This window comes from Microbulbifer okhotskensis (assembly GCF_023895975.1).
GTDB lineage: Bacteria > Pseudomonadota > Gammaproteobacteria > Pseudomonadales > Cellvibrionaceae > Microbulbifer > Microbulbifer okhotskensis.
On the sequence record NZ_JALBWM010000055.1, the window covers coordinates 1 to 19,084 of the forward strand.

Annotated in this window: 22 protein-coding genes; 11 read left to right on the forward strand and 11 right to left on the reverse strand. The window is 52.3% G+C overall.

The genetic code is table 11. The features are described 5' to 3' along the window. Nucleotides 1-116: 116 nt before the first annotated feature. Both atzF and MO867_RS12940 read right to left on the reverse strand, forming a co-directional pair. On the reverse strand, nucleotides 117-1,937 hold the full coding sequence (atzF, locus tag MO867_RS12935) for an allophanate hydrolase (RefSeq protein ID WP_252468520.1): 1,821 nt from the start codon (nucleotides 1,935-1,937) through the stop codon (nucleotides 117-119). 226 nt (nucleotides 1,938-2,163) lie between these two features. Continuing rightward, the gene (locus MO867_RS12940) at nucleotides 2,164-2,769 is read right to left on the reverse strand and encodes a hypothetical protein (protein WP_252468522.1); all 606 of its coding nucleotides are present in this window, start codon (nucleotides 2,767-2,769) and stop codon (nucleotides 2,164-2,166) included. A 239-nt stretch (nucleotides 2,770-3,008) separates the two neighbouring features. Here MO867_RS12940 and djlA point away from each other — a divergent pair, with 239 nt between their 5' ends. From djlA to MO867_RS12955, 3 genes are all read left to right on the forward strand, one after another. Further along, nucleotides 3,009-3,794, forward strand: a complete 786-nt coding sequence (gene djlA / locus MO867_RS12945) for a co-chaperone DjlA (protein WP_252468524.1) — start codon at nucleotides 3,009-3,011, stop codon at nucleotides 3,792-3,794. A 153-nt stretch (nucleotides 3,795-3,947) separates the two neighbouring features. Then, nucleotides 3,948-4,253 carry a BolA family protein gene (locus tag MO867_RS12950; protein ID WP_252468526.1) on the forward strand — a complete coding sequence of 102 codons (306 nt, stop codon included), beginning with the start codon at nucleotides 3,948-3,950 and terminating at the stop codon, nucleotides 4,251-4,253. A gap of 458 nt (nucleotides 4,254-4,711) precedes the next feature. Continuing rightward, nucleotides 4,712-5,545 carry an OmpW/AlkL family protein gene (locus tag MO867_RS12955; protein ID WP_252468537.1) on the forward strand — a complete coding sequence of 278 codons (834 nt, stop codon included), beginning with the start codon at nucleotides 4,712-4,714 and terminating at the stop codon, nucleotides 5,543-5,545. Nucleotides 5,546-6,046: 501 nt separating this feature from the next. On the opposite strand, the gene MO867_RS12960 is transcribed toward MO867_RS12955, so the two are convergent. Together MO867_RS12960 and recQ are read right to left on the reverse strand one after the other, a co-directional pair. After that, complete coding sequence (locus MO867_RS12960; protein ID WP_252468539.1) at nucleotides 6,047-7,558, reverse strand: CoA-acylating methylmalonate-semialdehyde dehydrogenase; 1,512 nt, start codon at nucleotides 7,556-7,558, stop codon at nucleotides 6,047-6,049. 98 nt (nucleotides 7,559-7,656) lie between these two features. Beyond that, a complete protein-coding gene (gene recQ, locus MO867_RS12965; RefSeq protein WP_252468541.1) occupies nucleotides 7,657-9,462 on the reverse strand; it encodes a DNA helicase RecQ in 1,806 nt (601 codons plus the stop codon). Between the two features lie 153 nt (nucleotides 9,463-9,615). On the opposite strand from recQ, the gene MO867_RS12970 reads away from it, so the two are divergent. Continuing rightward, on the forward strand, nucleotides 9,616-10,044 hold the full coding sequence (locus MO867_RS12970; RefSeq protein WP_252468543.1) for a hypothetical protein: 429 nt from the start codon (nucleotides 9,616-9,618) through the stop codon (nucleotides 10,042-10,044). On the opposite strand, the gene MO867_RS12975 is transcribed toward MO867_RS12970, so the two are convergent. Further along, nucleotides 10,028-10,846: a glutaminyl-peptide cyclotransferase gene (locus MO867_RS12975; protein WP_252468545.1), complete on the reverse strand. Its 819-nt coding sequence runs from the start codon at nucleotides 10,844-10,846 to the stop codon at nucleotides 10,028-10,030. The two genes, MO867_RS12970 and MO867_RS12975, sit on opposite strands and share 17 nt — an antisense overlap. Nucleotides 10,847-10,855: 9 nt before the next feature. Between MO867_RS12975 and MO867_RS12980 the strand changes: the two genes are divergently transcribed. Next, nucleotides 10,856-11,488 (forward strand): DUF502 domain-containing protein, encoded by a 633-nt coding sequence (locus MO867_RS12980; protein WP_252468556.1) that lies wholly within the window; start codon nucleotides 10,856-10,858, stop codon nucleotides 11,486-11,488. Here MO867_RS12980 and mnmC read toward each other — a convergent pair. The 4 genes from mnmC to MO867_RS13000 form a co-directional block, all read right to left on the reverse strand. Beyond that, nucleotides 11,481-13,469 carry a bifunctional tRNA (5-methylaminomethyl-2-thiouridine)(34)-methyltransferase MnmC2/FAD-dependent 5-carboxymethylaminomethyl-2-thiouridine(34) oxidoreductase MnmC1 gene (mnmC, locus tag MO867_RS12985; RefSeq protein WP_252468558.1) on the reverse strand — a complete coding sequence of 663 codons (1,989 nt, stop codon included), beginning with the start codon at nucleotides 13,467-13,469 and terminating at the stop codon, nucleotides 11,481-11,483. The genes MO867_RS12980 and mnmC overlap by 8 nt on opposite strands. Nucleotides 13,470-13,482: 13 nt before the next feature. Continuing rightward, nucleotides 13,483-14,022, reverse strand: coding sequence for a flavodoxin FldB (gene fldB, locus MO867_RS12990; protein ID WP_252468589.1), 540 nt, complete (start codon nucleotides 14,020-14,022; stop codon nucleotides 13,483-13,485). Nucleotides 14,023-14,036: 14 nt separating this feature from the next. After that, the gene (trmL, locus tag MO867_RS12995; protein WP_252468603.1) at nucleotides 14,037-14,510 is read right to left on the reverse strand and encodes a tRNA (uridine(34)/cytosine(34)/5-carboxymethylaminomethyluridine(34)-2'-O)-methyltransferase TrmL; all 474 of its coding nucleotides are present in this window, start codon (nucleotides 14,508-14,510) and stop codon (nucleotides 14,037-14,039) included. A gap of 83 nt (nucleotides 14,511-14,593) precedes the next feature. Then, the gene (locus MO867_RS13000) at nucleotides 14,594-15,124 is read right to left on the reverse strand and encodes a glycine cleavage system transcriptional repressor (protein ID WP_252468605.1); all 531 of its coding nucleotides are present in this window, start codon (nucleotides 15,122-15,124) and stop codon (nucleotides 14,594-14,596) included. Nucleotides 15,125-15,255: 131 nt separating this feature from the next. Here MO867_RS13000 and MO867_RS13005 point away from each other — a divergent pair, with 131 nt between their 5' ends. From MO867_RS13005 to MO867_RS13020, 4 genes are all read left to right on the forward strand, one after another. Beyond that, the gene (locus MO867_RS13005; protein WP_252468616.1) at nucleotides 15,256-15,561 is read left to right on the forward strand and encodes an MTH1187 family thiamine-binding protein; all 306 of its coding nucleotides are present in this window, start codon (nucleotides 15,256-15,258) and stop codon (nucleotides 15,559-15,561) included. A gap of 16 nt (nucleotides 15,562-15,577) precedes the next feature. Continuing rightward, nucleotides 15,578-16,390: a class I SAM-dependent methyltransferase gene (locus MO867_RS13010; protein ID WP_252468627.1), complete on the forward strand. Its 813-nt coding sequence runs from the start codon at nucleotides 15,578-15,580 to the stop codon at nucleotides 16,388-16,390. A 160-nt stretch (nucleotides 16,391-16,550) separates the two neighbouring features. Next, nucleotides 16,551-16,775, forward strand: a complete 225-nt coding sequence (locus MO867_RS13015) for a YheU family protein (protein ID WP_252468629.1) — start codon at nucleotides 16,551-16,553, stop codon at nucleotides 16,773-16,775. Then, nucleotides 16,768-17,403, forward strand: coding sequence for an alpha/beta family hydrolase (locus tag MO867_RS13020; protein ID WP_252468631.1), 636 nt, complete (start codon nucleotides 16,768-16,770; stop codon nucleotides 17,401-17,403). The genes MO867_RS13015 and MO867_RS13020 overlap by 8 nt, the downstream gene beginning before the upstream one ends. Here the strand turns inward: MO867_RS13020 and MO867_RS13025 are convergent. After that, nucleotides 17,381-17,668, reverse strand: coding sequence for an antibiotic biosynthesis monooxygenase family protein (locus MO867_RS13025; RefSeq protein WP_252468633.1), 288 nt, complete (start codon nucleotides 17,666-17,668; stop codon nucleotides 17,381-17,383). The two genes, MO867_RS13020 and MO867_RS13025, sit on opposite strands and share 23 nt — an antisense overlap. Nucleotides 17,669-17,786: 118 nt before the next feature. On the opposite strand from MO867_RS13025, the gene tusA reads away from it, so the two are divergent. Continuing rightward, on the forward strand, nucleotides 17,787-18,017 hold the full coding sequence (gene tusA / locus MO867_RS13030) for a sulfurtransferase TusA (protein WP_252468696.1): 231 nt from the start codon (nucleotides 17,787-17,789) through the stop codon (nucleotides 18,015-18,017). Nucleotides 18,018-18,118: 101 nt separating this feature from the next. On the opposite strand, the gene MO867_RS13035 is transcribed toward tusA, so the two are convergent. After that, nucleotides 18,119-18,805 carry a hypothetical protein gene (locus tag MO867_RS13035; RefSeq protein ID WP_252468644.1) on the reverse strand — a complete coding sequence of 229 codons (687 nt, stop codon included), beginning with the start codon at nucleotides 18,803-18,805 and terminating at the stop codon, nucleotides 18,119-18,121. 102 nt (nucleotides 18,806-18,907) lie between these two features. On the opposite strand from MO867_RS13035, the gene MO867_RS13040 reads away from it, so the two are divergent. Beyond that, a complete protein-coding gene (locus MO867_RS13040) occupies nucleotides 18,908-19,066 on the forward strand; it encodes a hypothetical protein (RefSeq protein ID WP_252468646.1) in 159 nt (52 codons plus the stop codon). The last annotated feature ends 18 nt before the right edge of the window (nucleotides 19,067-19,084 follow it).

Genomic DNA, 19,084 nt, shown 5'->3' on the forward strand with positions numbered 1-19,084 from the left:
GTCATCTCTTTTTTGCTAATAGTAAAGAAATGACACAGAATTCTGAACACTACCCCGCAAATTCTCAAAAAATCGCTTCCGGCGGCCTAGGGCTGTTCAATGCTTCGATTTGAGGTTTAACGACTCAAATGCTTTAACCAAGCTCGCCAGCTGGCAAAATGGGTAATATTGGTTGCCCCTTTAATACCTGAGGCTTCACAAATAAAGCCGGTTTCCCAGCTGCCGTCAGCAAGTTCCACCTTACCAATTCCCAGCGGGGCCGGAATGGCCGCGACAAGGCTACCAAAATACTTAGCTGGCAGCTGCCATACTTCCACTTCAATAGCCTGGCCATGATCTACTTCATTACGCATCATGGCTGGGCGCTTGCCGTCGGGCAGGGCAAACAGCTGGTATTGCCCACTAGTCCTGGTTTTCTTGATTAGCTTGGCCTCGCGCTCGGTAAGCTGCCAGTTAAGAGGCTGTCCCTCAAGGTGGCCACCGGAAACCACAACGTTGACTTGTTTATTTGGTGGGGCCAGTTGATAAAAGGGTTCGGCTTGATTTGCAGTTTGATGTTGATGAATGCCGGTGGCGCCCAATGGCAATTCAAAGCACCGGTGTAATCCATCAGCGCAGCTCAGCAGAGCCATATCACTGTATTTTTCGCTGAATAAAGTCACACCCCAGCTGACTCCAGAGTTGAGAAAACCGACGGGTACCGCAGTTGCTGAATAATCCAGAAGGTTCATAAAATTGGTGTAGGTACCAAGAATAGAATTCCGTTTAATGGGTTGTTCAGCTAACTGCTCGCGTGTGTAAGGTGTCGGTAGGGTTGGGGTGATTACAAAGTCGAAATTCCCCAGGGATTCATCACAAATCCGCTTAAGTGCCTTTAAGCGATATTGTCCCTTAAAAGCGTCGACAGCCGTTTTTGACTCGGCAGAAGCAATGATGGTGCGAATTACTTCGAGCATAGAACCCGGTTTCACATTTTGAGTGGCAATCCAGCGCTCTGCGATCCAAGGTCCTTCATAGAGCAGTTTTGCAGCTTTCTTAAAAGGTTCAAAGTTAAAATTAACGGCCGTGCCGCCCAGCGCTTTCAGGTATTCAATAGCCCGATTAAATAGCATTTGAGCGTGTTTATCCTCTTGAAAATCCAAATCTGAGGGTACGCCAAAAGTAAAAGAAGCATTATTAGTGATGCGGTTTTTCTGGAAATAATGAAGGCGATTGTAGTGCGGATTGGTTCGGCTGTAACTATCGTTAGCGTCAAAACGCGCGGCGACTTCAAGAATGCTGGCTGCATCCTGGCAATTAAGGCTGAAGATTGAGACGCAGTCAAGGCTCTTACAGGCTGGGACTACACCGGTATTACTGAGTAAGCCTCGTGTCGGCTTGTGGCCAATTAAATTATTTAATGCTGCGGGTACACGTCCAGACCCAGCGGTGTCTGTACCCAATGCAAAACTGACTTGGCCGAGTGCTGTTGCGATGGCGGAACCCGCACTGCTACCGCCAGATATATAATCTTGGTTGAACGCATTCTTGACTTGGCCATAGGGGGATCGAACACCAACTAAGCCTGTGGCAAATTGATCTAGGTTGGTTTTGCCGAGAGGAATTGCACCTGCTCGAATTAGGGCTTCAACAACAAAGGCGCTATCGCTGGGGATATAACTGAAATCAGGGCAGGCGGCGGTGGTGGCTACTCCAGCGAGGTCAATGTTGTCCTTGATGGCAAAAGGAACTCCATAGAGGGGTAGGTCTTTCGGTTGCACAGTATCCAGATTGTCAAAAAAAGGTTGCAGCTGCTCGATGGTCAATAATTTAATCCAAGCGTTATAACCTGCTTGCTGTTGGGCTTGATCCAGTAGCTCATTAATGAGTTCACGCGGTGTGGTGATGCCTTGTTGATAGGTTTTTTTTAGCTGATTGAGCGTTAAGTCGTAGGTCATGGCAAAGTCCCTGTTATGTTTGAACTCGGCGTGTCAGGGTCGCCTAATTCGAGTCCGTGATTTCGGTTCGGGAAAGCGATTGCCGTGTGTCCGGCCCTCTGCTATGAATGCGGAACCCTCCAACTTTCATTTCATGGATTGCAGGTTACTGCACGGTCACTTTGCAATATGGCTGTTGAAAGTGAACCGCTACAGATAACCCCATTCACGGAATAAGAGGTGTGATTCAGTCTGAAGATCTCTCTGGAGGGCAGGGAGTTCCTGCGGCAATCCACTCTTTCATGGCTTCAATCAGTTTTGCGTGGGAGATAGTGACAGGTTGCCGCTTGTCTCCGGGAGACCATCCCCAAAGTGCCAGGGGGGTTTCGCTGACAAATTGCAGCTGGCTCTCCGGTGAGCGGTCACCGTTGTCCTGAGGAGTTGTCAGCAGCTTGCAAATCTGCGCCGAGGACATCTGTGACCAATTCAATGTGATTGGTGCCATCTCCCATCCTGAGGCGCCAGGAGCGCCAGTGACCGGGTTGTTCTTGTTGGAGTGGCAATTTATGCAGCGCATCGTACCCGCCCCCATATTGTCTGCACCTCGCTCTACCCGGGGGATATGAGGAGAGCCTTCATTTATCAGGGGCATTTCCAGTTGATGGCAGTTGAGGCAGCGGGGGTGGAGCAGGACTTCTACGATGGTTTCCCAGCTTTGGTGGCCTTCGCTATCGACGCTGGACGCCTGCTTAGGCGTTGTTTCCTGGCGTTGATTGCACCCGGCTAATGTAAGGAACAACACTGCCCCCACAGTGATAGTGCGCAGGATGAGTACCTCTGGCCGCGTTTTCATTCGGCTGGATCCTAATTAGAGTTTGAATCTTCAAAACATAATTGGGGCTGGTGAGTTGCGATAGTTTAACGGTTAATTTGAGTGTCAAAAGATAGCGTTGGCGGAAACTGTCTTGCCAGTTTATGACTTGGGGTTCATTGGGGAAAATTGGGACGCCAGCTTACGTGGTATCATAGGCGCGTTTTGATTGTTTTAGTGTGATATTAGTGGGGCGCCGCTTAGAGCGCAGAGGAGAGAGTATGTCCTGGTTAGGGGCGGGGTTAGGTGCTGGTTTTGGTTTTATGTTTGGTGGCCCTATTGGTGCGGCGCTGGGTGCCTGGGTAGGTAGCTCCTTTGGTTCCAGTTTGCAGCAGCGTTTGGGTAAGGCTGCTTCAGCATTGAGTCGGGATGGAGCCCAGACCATTTTTATTGTGACCTTGTTTTCAATGCTGGCCAAAATGGCAAAAGCAGATGGCCTGGTGTCCAAGGCCGAAGTCCAGTTGATAGAGGGCTTTATTCAGAACAACCTCCGTCTTGGTAAAGAAGAGCGAAAACACGCAATTCGCATTTTCGAAAATGCCAAGACCGATAAGTACAGTATTTACGATTACGCAAAGCAGTATCGACAACTGGTGCGCGACCAAGCAATGCGCGAGCTGGTGTACCGCCTGTTGTTTGCTGTTGCCTATGCCGATGGGGAGTTGCATGCATCGGAAGAAGAGATATTGCGCCGTATCACTACGGACCTGGGGTTGCATGAATCGCTCTTTGCGGCGATGCAGAATGAGTTCGGGCGCCACGGTGGTAATCCTGTGGCGGATCTTGAGCAGCACTACGGGGTACTGGGATGTACGCCAGAAACCAGTGATAAAGAGCTCAAGTTGGCCTATCGGCGTAAGGCTGCTGAGTATCATCCGGATAAAATTGCCTCTAAAGGTCTGCCTGAGGAATTCATGCGCCATGCGGAAGACCAAATGAAAAGTGTTACCGTCGCTTATGAGGCGATCGTTGAGGCACGAAAACACAAGGCGAAGGTTGTCAGTTAGTTTTGAGCTCTAGGAATTTTTTGGGAGAGAAAACACTGCTTAGTGCCCTCTGGAAATTCTTAAGGGCGAGGGCAATTTGAAGTTTCGAAAAATGAAACTGCCTGTGTGGCCAAGGTGAAAGCCTCGTTATGTTGTAAATTAAGGAATTAGTGGATGAGTCTTGCTAAGACGATAGAAGAGAAGCTTGGCGCAGAGTTCGTTCCTCTGCATATTGAGGTCGAGTGTGAAAGCCATATGCACAATGTGCCCCCTGGCTCTGAGATGCATTTTCGAGTAGTTCTGGTTAGTGAGGCTTTCAAGGCAGTCAGGAAAGTTCAGCGCCATCAAAAAGTGTACGCCGTCCTTGCTGAAGAAATGGCGGGCCCGATCCATGCGCTTGCTCTACATATTTACACTCCCGAAGAGTGGGGGGGGCAAGCACCAGGAAGCCCCGAGTGCCAAGGGGGCGGAAAAAAGTAGTATATCCAAGCCCCCAGTCTAATGGGGGCTAAAACTAAAGTTATTCACAGCGCCTGCTCGCACTCATTCCCAATCCAAAAAAGGCGTCAATTACTACACCATGTATCATCATCTGCAGCTGCTCAGTTTTTCTGCGGTTTAGATTTATTGTCGCAATTTTTTATGTTTAACGAGCCGGTCGGTTTGTTGTCACCCGTTCTGTGTTGATCGCTCATTGTGCCCCGACCTATTTGGAGGGACGCTAGAATTTCTATAGGCGCTTATCCACTTTGAAATTAGTGTTTTTTTTCGAATGTTTAAACGCCAAAAAGTGCTTTAAATGCCAGATAATGATAAATATTTCTTTCCACGCCAACATTTGATTGTTTTTTCTACAGCTGTTATTTCGTGCGACTAAACTGACCATTGATTGGGCTGATTGCTGTTTGATCTGCTGAATATCAATGGAGTTACCACAAATGAAGATGACGCGTATTCTGATCCCCGTTATGACGCCCCTCGCCTTAGCAATCTCTAGTGTCGCTTCGGCAGGACCTGCTGGCTATGCCCCGCCACCACCACCTACACAGGAGTTTAAAGTCCGAATTGGTGGCGCCTATATCTCGCCTAATTCGGATAATGTTACTTTTGCTGACCGCTTCCTTTTTGGGCCAGATGATTTTGATGATGATTGGGGTGCTTTTCGCTCTAACGTCGATCCCAGTGACGAGTGGGGCTGGTTTATCAATGTGGAATGGCGAGCCACGGATCACATGAGTGTTTCCCTGAGTTACACTGATGGCGATCGCCACACCGGCGGTGATCGCAGAGGTTGGTTCTATCGTTTCAATCCAGACTTCGGAGATCGTCGTCGTGGCGATTTCGCCAGATGGAAGCCTCAAATTACGGCTGCATATTTGAATTATTATCCACTGGATCCCAGCTGCATGATTCAGCCTTATATGGGGGTTGGTATTAATTACACCGACTTTACCGATGAGCGCCTGAGAGATTGGGGTTGGTATGATGATGATGATGCATTCCAGCGGTGGGATGGCCGGGTAAATCTGGGAGATAACTGGGGTTACACTTGGCAAATTGGTGTTGACTTTAACTTCGGTCACGATAGCAGCTGGTTAATTAATCTCGCCGCTATCTATTATGATGTTGATACTGATATTGAAGTTAATAGCTTCTGGTATGACGTAGACGACAACAACGATTTATATCGTCATAGATTTGGTGGCGATTACCTCTTCGACCCCTGGTCGTTTAATCTTGGTGTAGGCTACAAGTTTGATTTCCACTGGTAATCAAGCCTGGCTACGGAAGGGCGCTTCGGCGCCCTTTTTTATTGTTCTTATCCATTCTTTTTTGTGTTTCTTAAAGTGCTCGAATGTTTTTGCCAGTTTTTGCATTTTTTAATGATGCGTCATGAGCAGTGGTGGAGTTAAGGGATAAAAGTAAAGCTTATAGAGAGAGTAAGAACTTTATCAGTTTATTTTATTTTGCTAACAAAATAATTCCTCTCTGGGTTCGCCAAGTAAATATACCTGTACAGCTTTGATGTGATAGTCAATTTGGTGAGGTCGGACTTTCCGAGTGTAATATTTCAACCACAGTGATTCGCGTAGGGCTGCTTGCTCGGTACCCTTTGTGAATGGAATTATGCGGAATAGGATGGGGCTGGGAAAAAATCAAATAGTTACATACTTGATTTATCATGGAGGGATGCGGGTATGTGTCGCAATTTTGAGTTGAAAAAGGCCGAGAGGGCCCTTTTCAACCGCCTTCGAGTGAGGATATTCAGGGCATCACTGATTTGAGGGGAAGCTGAACTGAATACCTTCCCTGACGCCACTGGCTGGCCAGCGTTGGGTAATAGTTTTGCGTTTGGTATAAAAGCGTACAGAGTCGGGTCCGTAGGCGTGGAGATCGCCAAATAGTGAGCGCTTCCATCCGCCAAAACTGTGGTGAGCGACGGGTACGGGTAAGGGAACATTAATACCTACCATACCGACTTTAATATTGTCACTAAAATATCGGGCGGCTTCGCCGTCGCGGGTAAACAGGCAGGTGCCGTTACCGTATTCATGGGCATCGATAATATCCATGGCTTCCTGCATGGTCTCGACACGCATGATACAAAGAACGGGCCCAAAGATTTCGCCACTATGGATAGACATCTCCGGGGTGACCCGGTCGAATAGGCAGGCCCCCAGGTAGTTACCTTTTTCGTAGCCGGAAACTTTATGATTGCGCCCATCCACTGCCAATTCAGCACCTTCATTAATACCAGCGGCAATGTAACTTTCTACTTTTTCCAGATGTTGCGGTGTAACCAGTGGTCCCATATCACTCCGGCCGTCCATGCCATCCCCAACCCTGAGTTCGGCAATTTGTACTTTGAGCTTTTCAATTAAGGTATCGGCAGTATCATTGCCTACAGCAACCGCTACTGAGATGGCCATACAGCGTTCACCGCAAGAGCCGTACGCGGCTCCCATCAGTGCAGCAGCGGCATTATCCAAATCCGCATCGGGCATTACGATCGCATGGTTTTTAGCCCCACCAAAGGCTTGGACTCTTTTTCCGTGGGCAGTGCCAGTGGTGTAAACATACTCCGCAATAGGCGTGGAGCCCACAAAACTGACGGCCTGGATACGCTTGTCGGTGAGCAGGGTATCCACGGCCTCTTTTCCACCATTGACCACATTTAAAACCCCAGCGGGAATACCGGCTTCGATACCCAGTTCTGCGATAAGTAGGGCGGACGAGGGGGTGCGTTCAGAGGGCTTAAGAACAAAAGTGTTCCCGCAGGCAATTGCCATTGGCCACATCCACAAGGGCACCATAGCCGGGAAATTAAACGGCGTAATTCCTGCACAGACCCCCAATGGTTGAAATTCACTCCAGGAGTCTATCGATGGACCGACGTTTTTGCTGTGCTCACCTTTTAGCATTTCCGGAGTGGAGCAAACGTATTCGATATTTTCGATGCCCCGCTGTAGTTCACCCATGGCATCGCCAAGTACTTTGCCGTGTTCGAGGGTAATCAGCTCACAGATTTTTGCGGCGTTTTCCTGTAGGAGATCTCTCAAGCGGTACATGATGCGCACCCGCTTGGCAGTGGCTAGATTACGCCAGGCAGGAAAGGCGGCCTCTGCAGCGGCAATGGCTTCTTCGACAGTGGCCTTAGCAGCTAAAGATACTTTTGCGGTGACTTGATTGGTGGAGGGGTTGGTCACCTCTTGGACGCGGGAATTGCCCGAGGTACTACTTTCGCTCACCAGCGTACCATTGATTAGGTGGCCGATTATCTTCATGGCTCTCTCTCAGTCGGGTTTATTGATTATTGTTTTACTGCTTTGCTCCTTTTTAACACAGCTCTGTGTTTTGAGGAAAAGGTCCCGATAACTTTGTACTATTCGTGTTTTGGAAACTCTCTTAATACGGCCAAAAAAACATCGCCAAAGCGCTCTAGCTTGCTGTCCCCAACACCGGAGACGGCCAGCAGTTCACTGCGTGTTTGCGGGTGTGCCTGTACCATGCCGCGTAGAGTGGCATCGTGGAAGACCACATAGGGCGGTACGCCGCGTTCCTCAGCTAACTGTTTACGGCAATCGCGCAGAGCTTGCCAGAGGACTTGATCTTCTGGGCCGAGATCTTCCAGGTTACCGGTGTCTCGGTTTTGCGAGCGGGGAGTTTTGGCGGGAAGCTTGCGGAGGTTTAGTGATACCTCTCGACGCAGTAGCGGGCGACAGACCTCCGTAAGCCGCAATCCCTGAAATTCACCCTCAACCTCAAGATAACCCCGTACAATCAGCTGCCTGACAATGGCGCGCCACTCGGTAGTGCTGAATTCCTTGCCAATGCCGTGGGTGGAGAGTTGATCGTGGCTGAATTTACGGACTTTTTCGTTCTCCGAGCCGCGCAGGACGTCAATCACATGGCTGGCGCCAAACCGTTGGCCTGTGCGATAGACGCAGGACAGTAACTTCACCGCTGCCTCGCTGGCATCCCAGGTGGCGGGTACCTCCAGGCAGGTGTCGCAATTACCACAGGGTTTATCCAAGGGTTCGGCGAAATAGTCCAGTAGGGCCTGGCGGCGACAGCTGGTGATTTCACAGAGGCCGAGCATGGCATTGAGGCGACCGCGTTCAAGGCGCTTGTGCTCTTCACTGCCCTCTGACGATTCAACCATCTGGCCGATTTTTACTACATCTTCGAGGCCGTAGAGCAGCAATGCCACGGAGGCTTCGCCATCGCGGCCTGCACGGCCGGTCTCTTGGTAGTAGGCCTCAACACTTTTGGGGAGGTCCAGGTGAACGACAAATCGCACGTCCGGTTTATCGATACCCATGCCAAAAGCGATGGTGGCGACAACAATTACTTCGTCTTCACGCAGGAAGCGGCGCTGGTGCTCTGCGCGGGTATCCGCTGGCAGTCCAGCGTGATAGGGCAAGGCGGTGAAGCCCTGCTGGTTCAGCCATTCCGCAGTGCTGTCCACTTTTGCGCGCGAGAGGCAGTAGATAATTCCGGCATTACCCTGCTGCCCGCCCTGCAAAAATTGTAATAGCTGACGGCGTTGATTGTCTTTGGGTTCAATCCGGTACTGGATATTGGGACGGTCAAAGCTACTGACAAAGTGACGGGCATCTTCGAGGTCCAGGCGTCGAGCGATTTCCGCACGGGTGCGTTTGTCGGCAGTGGCAGTAAGAGCAATCCGAGGCACTTGTGGAAACTGCTCGTGCAGGCAATTGAGCTGAAGGTAGTCAGCGCGAAAGTCGTGACCCCATTGGGATACGCAGTGGGCTTCATCAATTGCAAATACAGATAGCGCTACTCGTTGGAGCAATGAGAGGGTTCGGGGCTGCAGCAATCGCTCGGGAGCTAGGTAGAGGAGATCCAGTTCTCCGTATAGCAGTTGGCTCTCAATGGCCTGAACCTCATCGTAGGCCACGGAGGAGTTTAGGTAGGCAGCGCGTATTCCCGCCTCCTGCAGAGCTTCAACCTGATCCTGCATCAGGGCGATGAGTGGAGAAATAACCACTCCGCAGCCGGGCCGTGCCAGGGCGGGTATTTGATAGCAAAGGGATTTTCCGCCGCCGGTAGGCATTAGCACCAGAGCGTCATTGCCGGCTACCAGTGTATCAATGACCGCTTGTTGGGGGTCGCGAAAACGGGTGTAGCCGAAGACGTGTTCGAGAATGTGTTGTGGGGAATTCATGGCGTGGGAGTATACCTTGCAGTGCGATGCTGTGCGGTATGTTTATTGATGAATACGCCACTGAAATAGAATGAAATAAACGGCTTTACGCCTGTGATGTACTTCGCGGGTTATACTCCTACGCCATCACAGTGGCACACTAAGGATAGGGCTATGCGCACATTGATTTTGTCAACTGTGTTGTCGTTCACGGTACCCGTCGGTCTATTAGGGTGTACCTCAAACTTTCCCCGTAATCTGGTTCAATCTGTTGTGGCTGATACCCATTTGGGCTGGAAGACTGCACCGGAAAACCAGCTGGCTTTTTCTGTGGCCACGGCGTCGGGGGTTGCCCAGGTTGAACTGCAGCCGCTGCCCGAGGAATTCACGATCGTTACCCTGGAGCTGCCGGGGATGCAAAAAGTAGAGCGTGTCCAGTGGGAGAATGATGTGGGGCAATTCACCACGCTATACGATGGAAGAGCGGGTTTGGATGGAGTTAGCCTGCAGAGCCGAGGGCATGGTTCTCGCTTGCAGTTGCAGTTATCTGCGATGGACTATATTCGCGATGGTGGGGTGTTGACCGTTACTGATCAGCACTAGTGACTGATGAGGGCATTCGACCAAATCCCAGTCCTTGTGGGCGGATCAAATAGAGCTGTCGCCAGTATTTTCCGGTCACCCATAAGCCGTTCCGCGCTTTATCCCAGGCGATACCGTTGGCCACAGTATCGGGGTGATCCTTTTCGTCGGGATTTAGTGAGCTGAGGTCGATGGCGCCGCGCACTCCCCCAGTTTGGGGATCTATGGCAATAATCCGCTTGTTTTGCCATATATTTGCCCAGATTAATCCCTCGGCAAACTCCAGTTCGTTCAAATCAGACCAATTCTCGCCTCCCCCCTGAACTTTGAGGCGCCGCACGACATCAAAGGTCTCCGGGTCACGAAAAACCAGCTCATTACTGCCATTACTCATAATCAAATGTTGGCCATCGCTAGTCAGTCCCCAACCTTCACCGGCATAGCGCAGTATTTTCAGTGGTTTGAGGTTGTGTGCCTGATAGATATGAACTTCACCGGCTTTGTAGGTCAGCAGGTATAGCTTGTCGTTGAGAACTGTGAGGCCCTCGGCAAATCGGTTTTTGGCCAGCCATTTGCGCCTTATGGGATTGGCGCTGGGGTCGGTATACTCGGCGAGCCAGGAGCGGCGATAGCGACCGCTGCTCTCCCACCAGCGCTGACCATCGTAGAAAAGCCCTTGGGTAAAATGGTCCCCACCGCGCTGGCGCTCTTCCAGGATGGAAAAAGGGGTTGTCTGGAGTTGAGTCTGTGCGGCTGTGTCTAACGGTAGCAGCAGGGTAGATAGCGAAACCAGAATCCAGCTATTAACGAGAAGTCGATTCATCAATAACCTATGACCAGAATTAAAACATTTATCACATTGACGCTGTTGGGCGGCTTGGCGGTTGTGCTGCCCATAGCCATCTTTGTTTTGCTATTCCAGTGGCTGTTCGGTCAAGTCAGTGACATTGTTGCTCCGGCCGTGGTTTGGCTGGAGACCCATACCGAGTTTAAGGATACCCTCGCCCGGCTTGTGGCGATAGCCCTGATTATTGGGGGGTGTTTTGCGATTGGCTTATTGGTTAAAACCAGCGTGGGCAGTTGGCTACACCGCCATGTAGATCACTGGTTGGGGCGCCTGGCCCCAGGCTATAGCACCATCAAAGACGTGGTTATCCAGTTCATCGGTGGTGGCGGAGGCGGTGTACTGGCGGGGCCTGTGGCCAAAGTTCGTATTCACGGTGCCAACAATCAACTGACCGTCACCGCAATTATCACCTCGCAGCACACCAACGGGGATTTCACCGTGTATGTGCCGACGGCGCCGGTACCCACCTCGGGATTTGTATTTCATGTGCCGCCAGAGTGTGTGGAAATTCTCCCCGGGGTGAGTGTTGAAGCGGCGATGAAGACGATAGTCTCCTGCGGCTCCGGGAGTGCCAGCCTGTTATCTCCATCGGAAGGGCCCCAGAACCTTTCTAGCTGATGTCCCTGTTTCTGCCCAGGTCGCGGATCGCAAATCTTGTCGGGTGGAGTGCTTTGGCTAACGTGGCACTGACCGGTAGGGGGTCATGGAGTATCCAGGATGCCAGGACTTCTGCCGTAAGTGGCGCATAGGTAAAGCCGCGAGAACCGAGGCCGCCCATTACATAGAGCCCGCGATGATAATCTGCGCGGGCGGGAATAAATTGCTTGCGGTTTTTGCGCAGAGCCTCGTAAGTGCGGCCAATAGAGGCCCAATCGGGTACTGGCCCAGCAAGGGGCAAGTAATCTGGCGTGGCGGCGCGGAGGGCGGCACGGCCTGTGAGTGTTTGGTCGGCGAAGTCCTCGGCGACTTGGGGCAGTAGGCCGGCCAGGGTCTGCAGGTTTTCTCCATGCTCGCTATCGCGCAATTCAGTGGCGGTCTCTTTAAGTTTAAAGGTGGCGCCAAAACTCTGGCTGCCGCAATGGGCCGGGGTGATATAGCCTTCGCCGCACAGCGCCACTTTCAGCCGGGAAGAGCCCTCTGTGGCTCTAGCCTTGGATACTTGGCCGCGAATAGGCTTCAGCGGCAGTGGGGCGGTAGCGGCAAATTGGCGAATATCATTGGCGCCACATAAAACGACAGCATCGGCGGAGACGTCACTGCGATCGGTTTTCAGTAGCCAGTCGGTAGGGTTTTGGTGCAATTCCAGGACCGAGTGGTTGCTGTGCAAGGTGATATTGGGATGCTGCAGCAAAGTGGCGCAGACTTTTTTAGGCTCGATCCAACCGGCGCGCGGGAAGTGGAGCCCGCCGAAGGGAAGTACCACTCCGGCGAGAAGACTGGCTGTGTGGGCGTCAACCGGCTCAGCTAAGAACTGTCCATCGCTCTTTGCCAGTGTTGTGGCTACTTGATCCTGCAGCTGTTGTTGCCGCTCAGTTTGTGCCAGTTGTAACAGGCCACTGAAATGGCTGACGTCTGGACAGCGGCTGTGGTAGTAACGCTGGGCAAACATCAGGGCGTGGAGGTTAAAGTCCCCGTTGGGGCCGGGTTTGGGGGATAGTTTTGCGTACAGAATTCCCTGGTCATTGCCGGAGCCACCGGAGCCCGGCTCTTCGCCCTGTTCGAATACCTGGACACGCAAGCCGCGCTCTGCCAGTGCTCTGGCGGCTGTGGCGCTGGCGATACCTGCGCCGACAACGGCGACAGTTTGTGGAAGTTGATTTTCTTCTTTGGGCAGATGCCAGGGTGTTTCCCGTGTCTCAAGGGATTGTGAACTTTCCAGGGTGCCGCACAGCATTTCCCGCTTGTGCGCAAATCCGGGAACCTTGCGGAGGGCGAAGCCCGCGTCGCGCAGGCCGCGCTTGACCAGCCCAGCACAGGTAAACGTTGCAAGGGTTGCACCGGGTCCACTTAGGGCGGCCATATTGGCAAATAATTCCGGGGTCCACATATCCGGGTTTTTGGCGGGGGCAAAACCGTCGAGGAACCAGGCATCTACTTGGTGATCACTGTCTCGCTGCAGGCGGAGACTGCTTAGGGCTTGGCTGGCTTCACCGATAATGAGCGTCAAGCTGATTTGGCCAAACTGTAATCGGTGAACTCCAGTGGCCAGCAGCGGGGGATAATTGTCGATCAGCGATTGAGCGAGAGAGGCTAACTGGGGCCAAAGATCCAGAGCCCGCCGCAGATCGTTGCGGCGCAGGGGGAATTTCTCGACAGAAATAAAATGTAAGCGAGCACTCTCAGGAGCCGTCTGCTGCCACAGCTCGGCGGCGGCGATAAAGTTCAGGCCAGTGCCGAATCCGGTTTCTGCAATGGTGAAAACACCATCCTTACCCAGTCTTTGCCAGCGCTCGGCCAAGGTATTTTGCTGCAGGAAAACGTAACGTGTCTCCTCTAAACCTGAGGCGCTGGAAAAGTAGATATCGTCATAGGTGCGGGACAGAGGTTGGCCATCTTCACGCCATTCGATCTCAGCGTATTTATTGTTTACTTTATCCACAATAAGACTTCCGTCAGCCCTCACTCTGCAGGCCAAACTCGCGCATGACCTGAGAGCACCAGCGCTCAATGCGCTCCTCACTCAAGTCAAACTCGTTCTCCTCATCCAGCGCAAGTCCGACGAATTGGCTGCCATCTGCGGTGAGGCCTTTAGATACCTCGAACTCGTAGCCATCGCTGGGCCAGTAGCCCACTGCGCGGGCTCCGCAGGCCAGCAATTGGGCGTGCAGGTAGCCGAGGGCATCCTGGAACCACTGGGGGTATCCTTCCTGGTCGCCCAGGCCAAACAGGGCCACGGTCTTGCCGTGTAGATCCAGTTGGGCCAGGTCGTCCCAGATATTTTCCCAATCTTCCTGCAGCTCGCCGTAATCCCATGTGGGAATGCCAAATAACAGGAAATCGTACTCTTCTGCGAGACCGATATCGGCATCGGCTACATTGTGAGTATCGATCCACTGGGGGCCGATACTCTGGCGGACTTTTTCAGCGGCCATTTCCGTATAGCAGGTGCTGGAGCCGTAGAAGAGTCCTATGGGGGCTGAGGAGCTTTGCATAACTGATGAACTTCTTACTGCTGGGCGAGGGCGCCACTAAAATCCAACTGTCGCCAGGCTTCGTAAATAACGATGGCGGCGGCATTGGACAGGTTGATACTGCGGCTCTCGGCACGCATCGGGATGCGCAGGGTGTTATCTGCGCCTAGCTGCTGCAGGAGCTCTGCTGGCAAGCCACGGGTCTCGGGGCCAAATACAATGGCATCATCCGGTCGGTACTCAACGGCGCTGTGTCGTTTGCTGCCTTTGGTAGAAAGGGCCAGTACCCGCGGAGGTTGTTCGCTTTCGATAAAGGACTGCCAGTCACGGTGGCGCACTACGCGGCTGTATTCGCTGTAGTCGAGGCCGGCGCGGCGCAGTCGTTTGTCGTCCATATCGAAGCCCAGGGGCTCAATCAGGTGTAGCTCGGCGCCGGTATTGGCACAGAGTCGAATGATATTGCCGGTATTTGGAGCAATTTCAGGTTGGTACAGAACAATTTTGAACATGGGGCAGTTGGCGCTGGAAAGGCCTTGTCTGACTGTGCCGGGCGGGAGTGCTCGGCCTTGTATGGCTGCGGATTATTCCACAATTAGATGGGGGTGGCGATCTCCTCGCAATCGATCTCCACACCGAGTTCGTTGGCGATCTGGTCGAGCTCGTCGCGCAGGCCATCGAGATCCATATCCTCGGCGACACTGATAGTGCACTCGGCTCTGAACAGGGGTTCACCGCTCCAGGGCGTGCTGCCGCAAGTGGTTTCCAGCTGTTCCATATTGATATGGTGGGCGGTGAGCGCGCGTGAGATCTCGCGAACTATACCGGGACGATCGCTGCCCACCAGCTTTAGCGTTAGGGCTTGCTGGGGCCTTGCGGAGACGGCGATGGCATCTTCCACGATCAGATTGTAACCGGATTCGGCCAGCTCGGTCAGCGCGTCCTTGAGCGCCTGGCACTTATCCGCCGCCACAGCGACACGCAGAATACCGGCAAATTTTCCTGCGAAGTGCGCCATGTGGCTGTCTTCCCAGTTGCCGCAGTTATCCGCAATAACCGTTGAAAGCTTTTCCACGACGCCGGGCTTGTCATCAGAGATCATGGAGATAACGAGATGCTGTTGCATTGGGTATTCCTTTGCTTCACAAGAGACGTTTGATGGGCATTGTAATAGGATCTCGTCGGATAACTCTATCGGCCAATCTCAAAAGCGTTATTTTAAAGCTCACTTACCGGTAACTTAGCGAGGGACTGTTGATGAAGGTTATTGCGGATTTATGTGTGATCCCCATCGGTGTGGGGATTTCTGTCAGTACATATGTTGCAGAGTGTGAGAGGGTTCTGGAAGAGGCTGGTCTCACTCATCACCTGCACGCTTACGGCACCAATATCGAAGGGGACTGGGATAAAGTGATGGCGGCAGTTAAGGCGTGCCATGAGCGCGTGCACCAACTGGGCGCCGATCGAATTAGTACAAGCCTTAAACTGGGAACCCGTATTGACCGCGATCAATCTTTAAAGGATAAGATCGACAGTGTGCAAACCAAATTGGATCAACGATAACAACATAGGAATGACCATGACGAGCAAAATCAAAAAATCCCTGATAGCGCTGGCCGGCACGCTAGCTCTGGCCGGTACCACTCAGGCTGCAGATTTCACCGCTGCCCTTAAGGGGGACAATCGCAGTAAGGAATATGTCGCCCGCGATTCCTATCGCAATCCAGCAGAAACCCTGAAATTTATCGGTGTTGAGCCGGATATGACAGTGGTCGAAATTACACCAGGCGGCGGCTGGTATACCGAGATTCTGGGGCCCTACTTGAGTGCGAATGGCACCTTGTATGCGGCGCATTTTCCAGAAAGTAGCGAGTCGGATTATTACCAACGTTCCCTGAAAAACTTCAAGACTAAGTTGTCCTCGAACAAGAAAGCCTACAAAAGCGTTATCGTCACTGAATTTGCACCGCAAACGGGGCTTGAGATTGCACCAGCTGCCAGCGCTGATGCAGTAGTCACTTTCCGCAATGTGCACAACTGGATGTATCGTGATTATGCGGATGAGGCTTTTGCCAGCTTTTTCGCTGCGCTCAAGCCCGGGGGTGTCCTAGGTGTGGTTGAACATCGGGCTAAACCTGGTACCGGTATGGAGGATATGGTGAAAAGTGGCTATGTCACTCAGGAGTATGTGATTGACCTGGCCAAAAAAGCGGGTTTTGAATTTGAGGAGTCTAGTGAGGTCAACGCAAACTCTAAAGATTCCGCTGATCACCCCAAAGGAGTATGGACCCTGCCACCGTCTTTGCGTCTGGGCGAAGAGAATCGCGATAAGTACCTTGCTATTGGCGAGAGTGATCGTATGACATTGCGCTTCCGCAAGCCGAAGTCCTGATTGTAAATTTTTTATTGGTTAGCCGGGCACAAGGATGTGCCGTCGCCGGCCATAATCTACGTGCAAATCTGCATCCGTATTTTATGGCCACTTTAATCGTGTGTTTCAATCTTCTGGGGGTGGCTGCTGTCGCTGCCAGCCTATCTAAATTAGTCGTTGTATGATTATTCCCTTCGAACAACTAGATACGAATACCCTGCAAAACCTACTGGAAGAGTACGCTTCCCGCGAGGGCACTGAATACGGTGAGCGCGAGATAGAGCTGACCGAGAAAGTCGCTGACCTGCGCCGCCAGCTACAGACTGGCGAAGTGGTTATCTGGTTCGATCCAGGTGAGGAAACCGTCAATTTGGTATTGGCTCAGGATCTGCCCGCCGATGTCTGAGATTTTTATCGATAGTCCGACCGAGCCTCTTGCACGCTTTCTATTCGCTCACGGTGCCGGCGCGCCTATGGATAGTGAATTTATGCAGTGCTTCGCGCAGGGGCTGTGTGAACGGGGGGTGGAAGTTGTGCGTTTTGAGTTTCCCTATATGGCTCAGCGGCGTACCGGTGGTAGCAAGCGTCCACCGAACACTATGCCACAGCTGCAGCAGTGTTTTCGCGAGCAAATCCAGCAATATTCGCAAGAGCTACCGTTGTTTATTGGAGGCAAGTCCATGGGGGGGCGGGTGGCGAGCCTGCTTGCCGATGAGTACTGGCAGAAAGAAGAGATAGCGGGCCTTGTGTGTCTGGGTTACCCCTTTCACCCCCAGGGCAAGCCGAAAAAGCTGCGCACAGAGCACTTGCTTGAGCTTCACTGCCCGACGTTGGTGGTACAGGGGGACCGAGACCCGCTAGGCAACCGTCAGGAGGTGGATAGTTACGGTCTGTCGGTCGCTATCGATATTGAGTGGTTAGAGGATGGTGATCACGATTTCAAACCTCGCCGAGCCAGTGGGTTTACCCGGCTTCAACACTGGCATAAAGCCGTTGAGCTGGCCGCGCAATTTATGTGGCCATCTCAAGGATAATAATGCGCTCCTCCCGCATCATTAGCGGAGTCAGCAGGGTCATCTGCGCACGGCGTTCTTCACTGGTATACCAGTGCTGCCAGTGTAGTTCGGATTGCCATTTAGAGAGGGTAAAGCGTCGCAGGGGATTGCCTTTCTCTATGTAGGTCTGTCCCTCGATAAACCCCACCGTGCGGTAGGCACAGGTGAGGATCTTTCGCGCCGCTTCCTCGTAGCTGCACTGCATTTCCGCCGCAATTTCCCGCTCAATTAGCACGTAAATCATTTTCTGCTCAATTGCGATAGGGTCTTAGAAGATTTTAGCGCGAGTGCCGGGGAATTACCGGAGTGGATGGAGGCCTCCAATAGTGACGGCGACCGTAAAATTGCGCACAATTACCCTTATGAAGTCAGATCACACCCTAGATGCCCGCGGCCTTTTGTGCCCGGAACCCGTTATGATGCTGCATTCAGCAGTGCGTAAAGTCGCCGATGGTGAAGTGTTGAAAGTGGTTGCCACCGACCCTTCTACTCAGCGGGATGTACCCAAGTTCTGCCAATTTCTGGGATATGAACTGGTACAGCACGTCGAAGAAAACGATGAATTCGTTTATTGGATCAAGAAAGCTGAATAACGGGTCGCGAGTTTTCGACCAACGACTCCAGCCCTCCCCGGTTGCTGGTGGGGAGGGCTGGCACACCCCTGATTTTGGTGGACCTGATAGTCGCTGAGTATCTAGGGCGCTGTCACTAGGGCTGCAATGGCAGCCAGGGCTTCAGGGTCCTCGGATTTGATCTTGTTGGCGATATGATGCTGGAAAAAGTACCGGAATCCCTCGCTCTCCTGGGCGGGGTACAGGCAGTGATCACCCGGCAGAACCGGGGTGGTTTCAACAATATCGTGGTCGATTAGCATGCCGTGAATCTCCCCGTCGGCGTGCAATCGCCAGCTGACGACTTCAATCAGTGTCAGGTTTTCCCGTTGCTCGTCCATAAACACGGCGTGGGTGCCAATGGTGTCGGGAATTTCCTGGAGCACTTCCTCAGCCTTGTTACTCTCATATTCAAAGTACTCTGCCGCAGTCTCCAATTCGATAACTTTGTGAATCGGGGGTTGGTGGAAGATCTCTTCAATGCCGGGATCATAGTAGCCCTCAAAGCGCCCATCGAGGGGGTCCTGAATTTCGGGACAGGCCACTATTGTGTTTAACCAGGGAACGAGGCCAACGACCTCGCCATTCGCTTTAAGACCCCAGCAAAGAACCTTCAGACTATATAGATCTGTGCCGCTGGAGTTGTTGGAGTAGAGCATTTCCAAACCATCGAGTTCCGGCGACAGGCGAATAAAGCGCCTGTCGGCAGAAGTTTCGATTGGCTCGCCGGTGAAGAGGTCAACCACATTGTTGGTGCTGTGGTCTGTCATGGAACACCTCCTTGCAGGGCCGGTTGTAAACCGTCTCCACTCAGATGAAGGTGCGACAGCTAAATGCCCTACCTCTGATGGAAGACTGGGGCAGGAGGGTGTTTGGCTGCTTTAATTCCCTCCTCGGGGAGTCGCTTTGAGGACATGCCCTCGGCGGTATCCCTGCCACTAAAGGTATATGTTGATTTGCGGAAATACAACCAGCGCCTTTTGTGCCCCGGCGGTGCCTGCGCTTTGATCGAGGCTCCGGCGTTGATATAGTCCCCGCCTTTGAGGTAT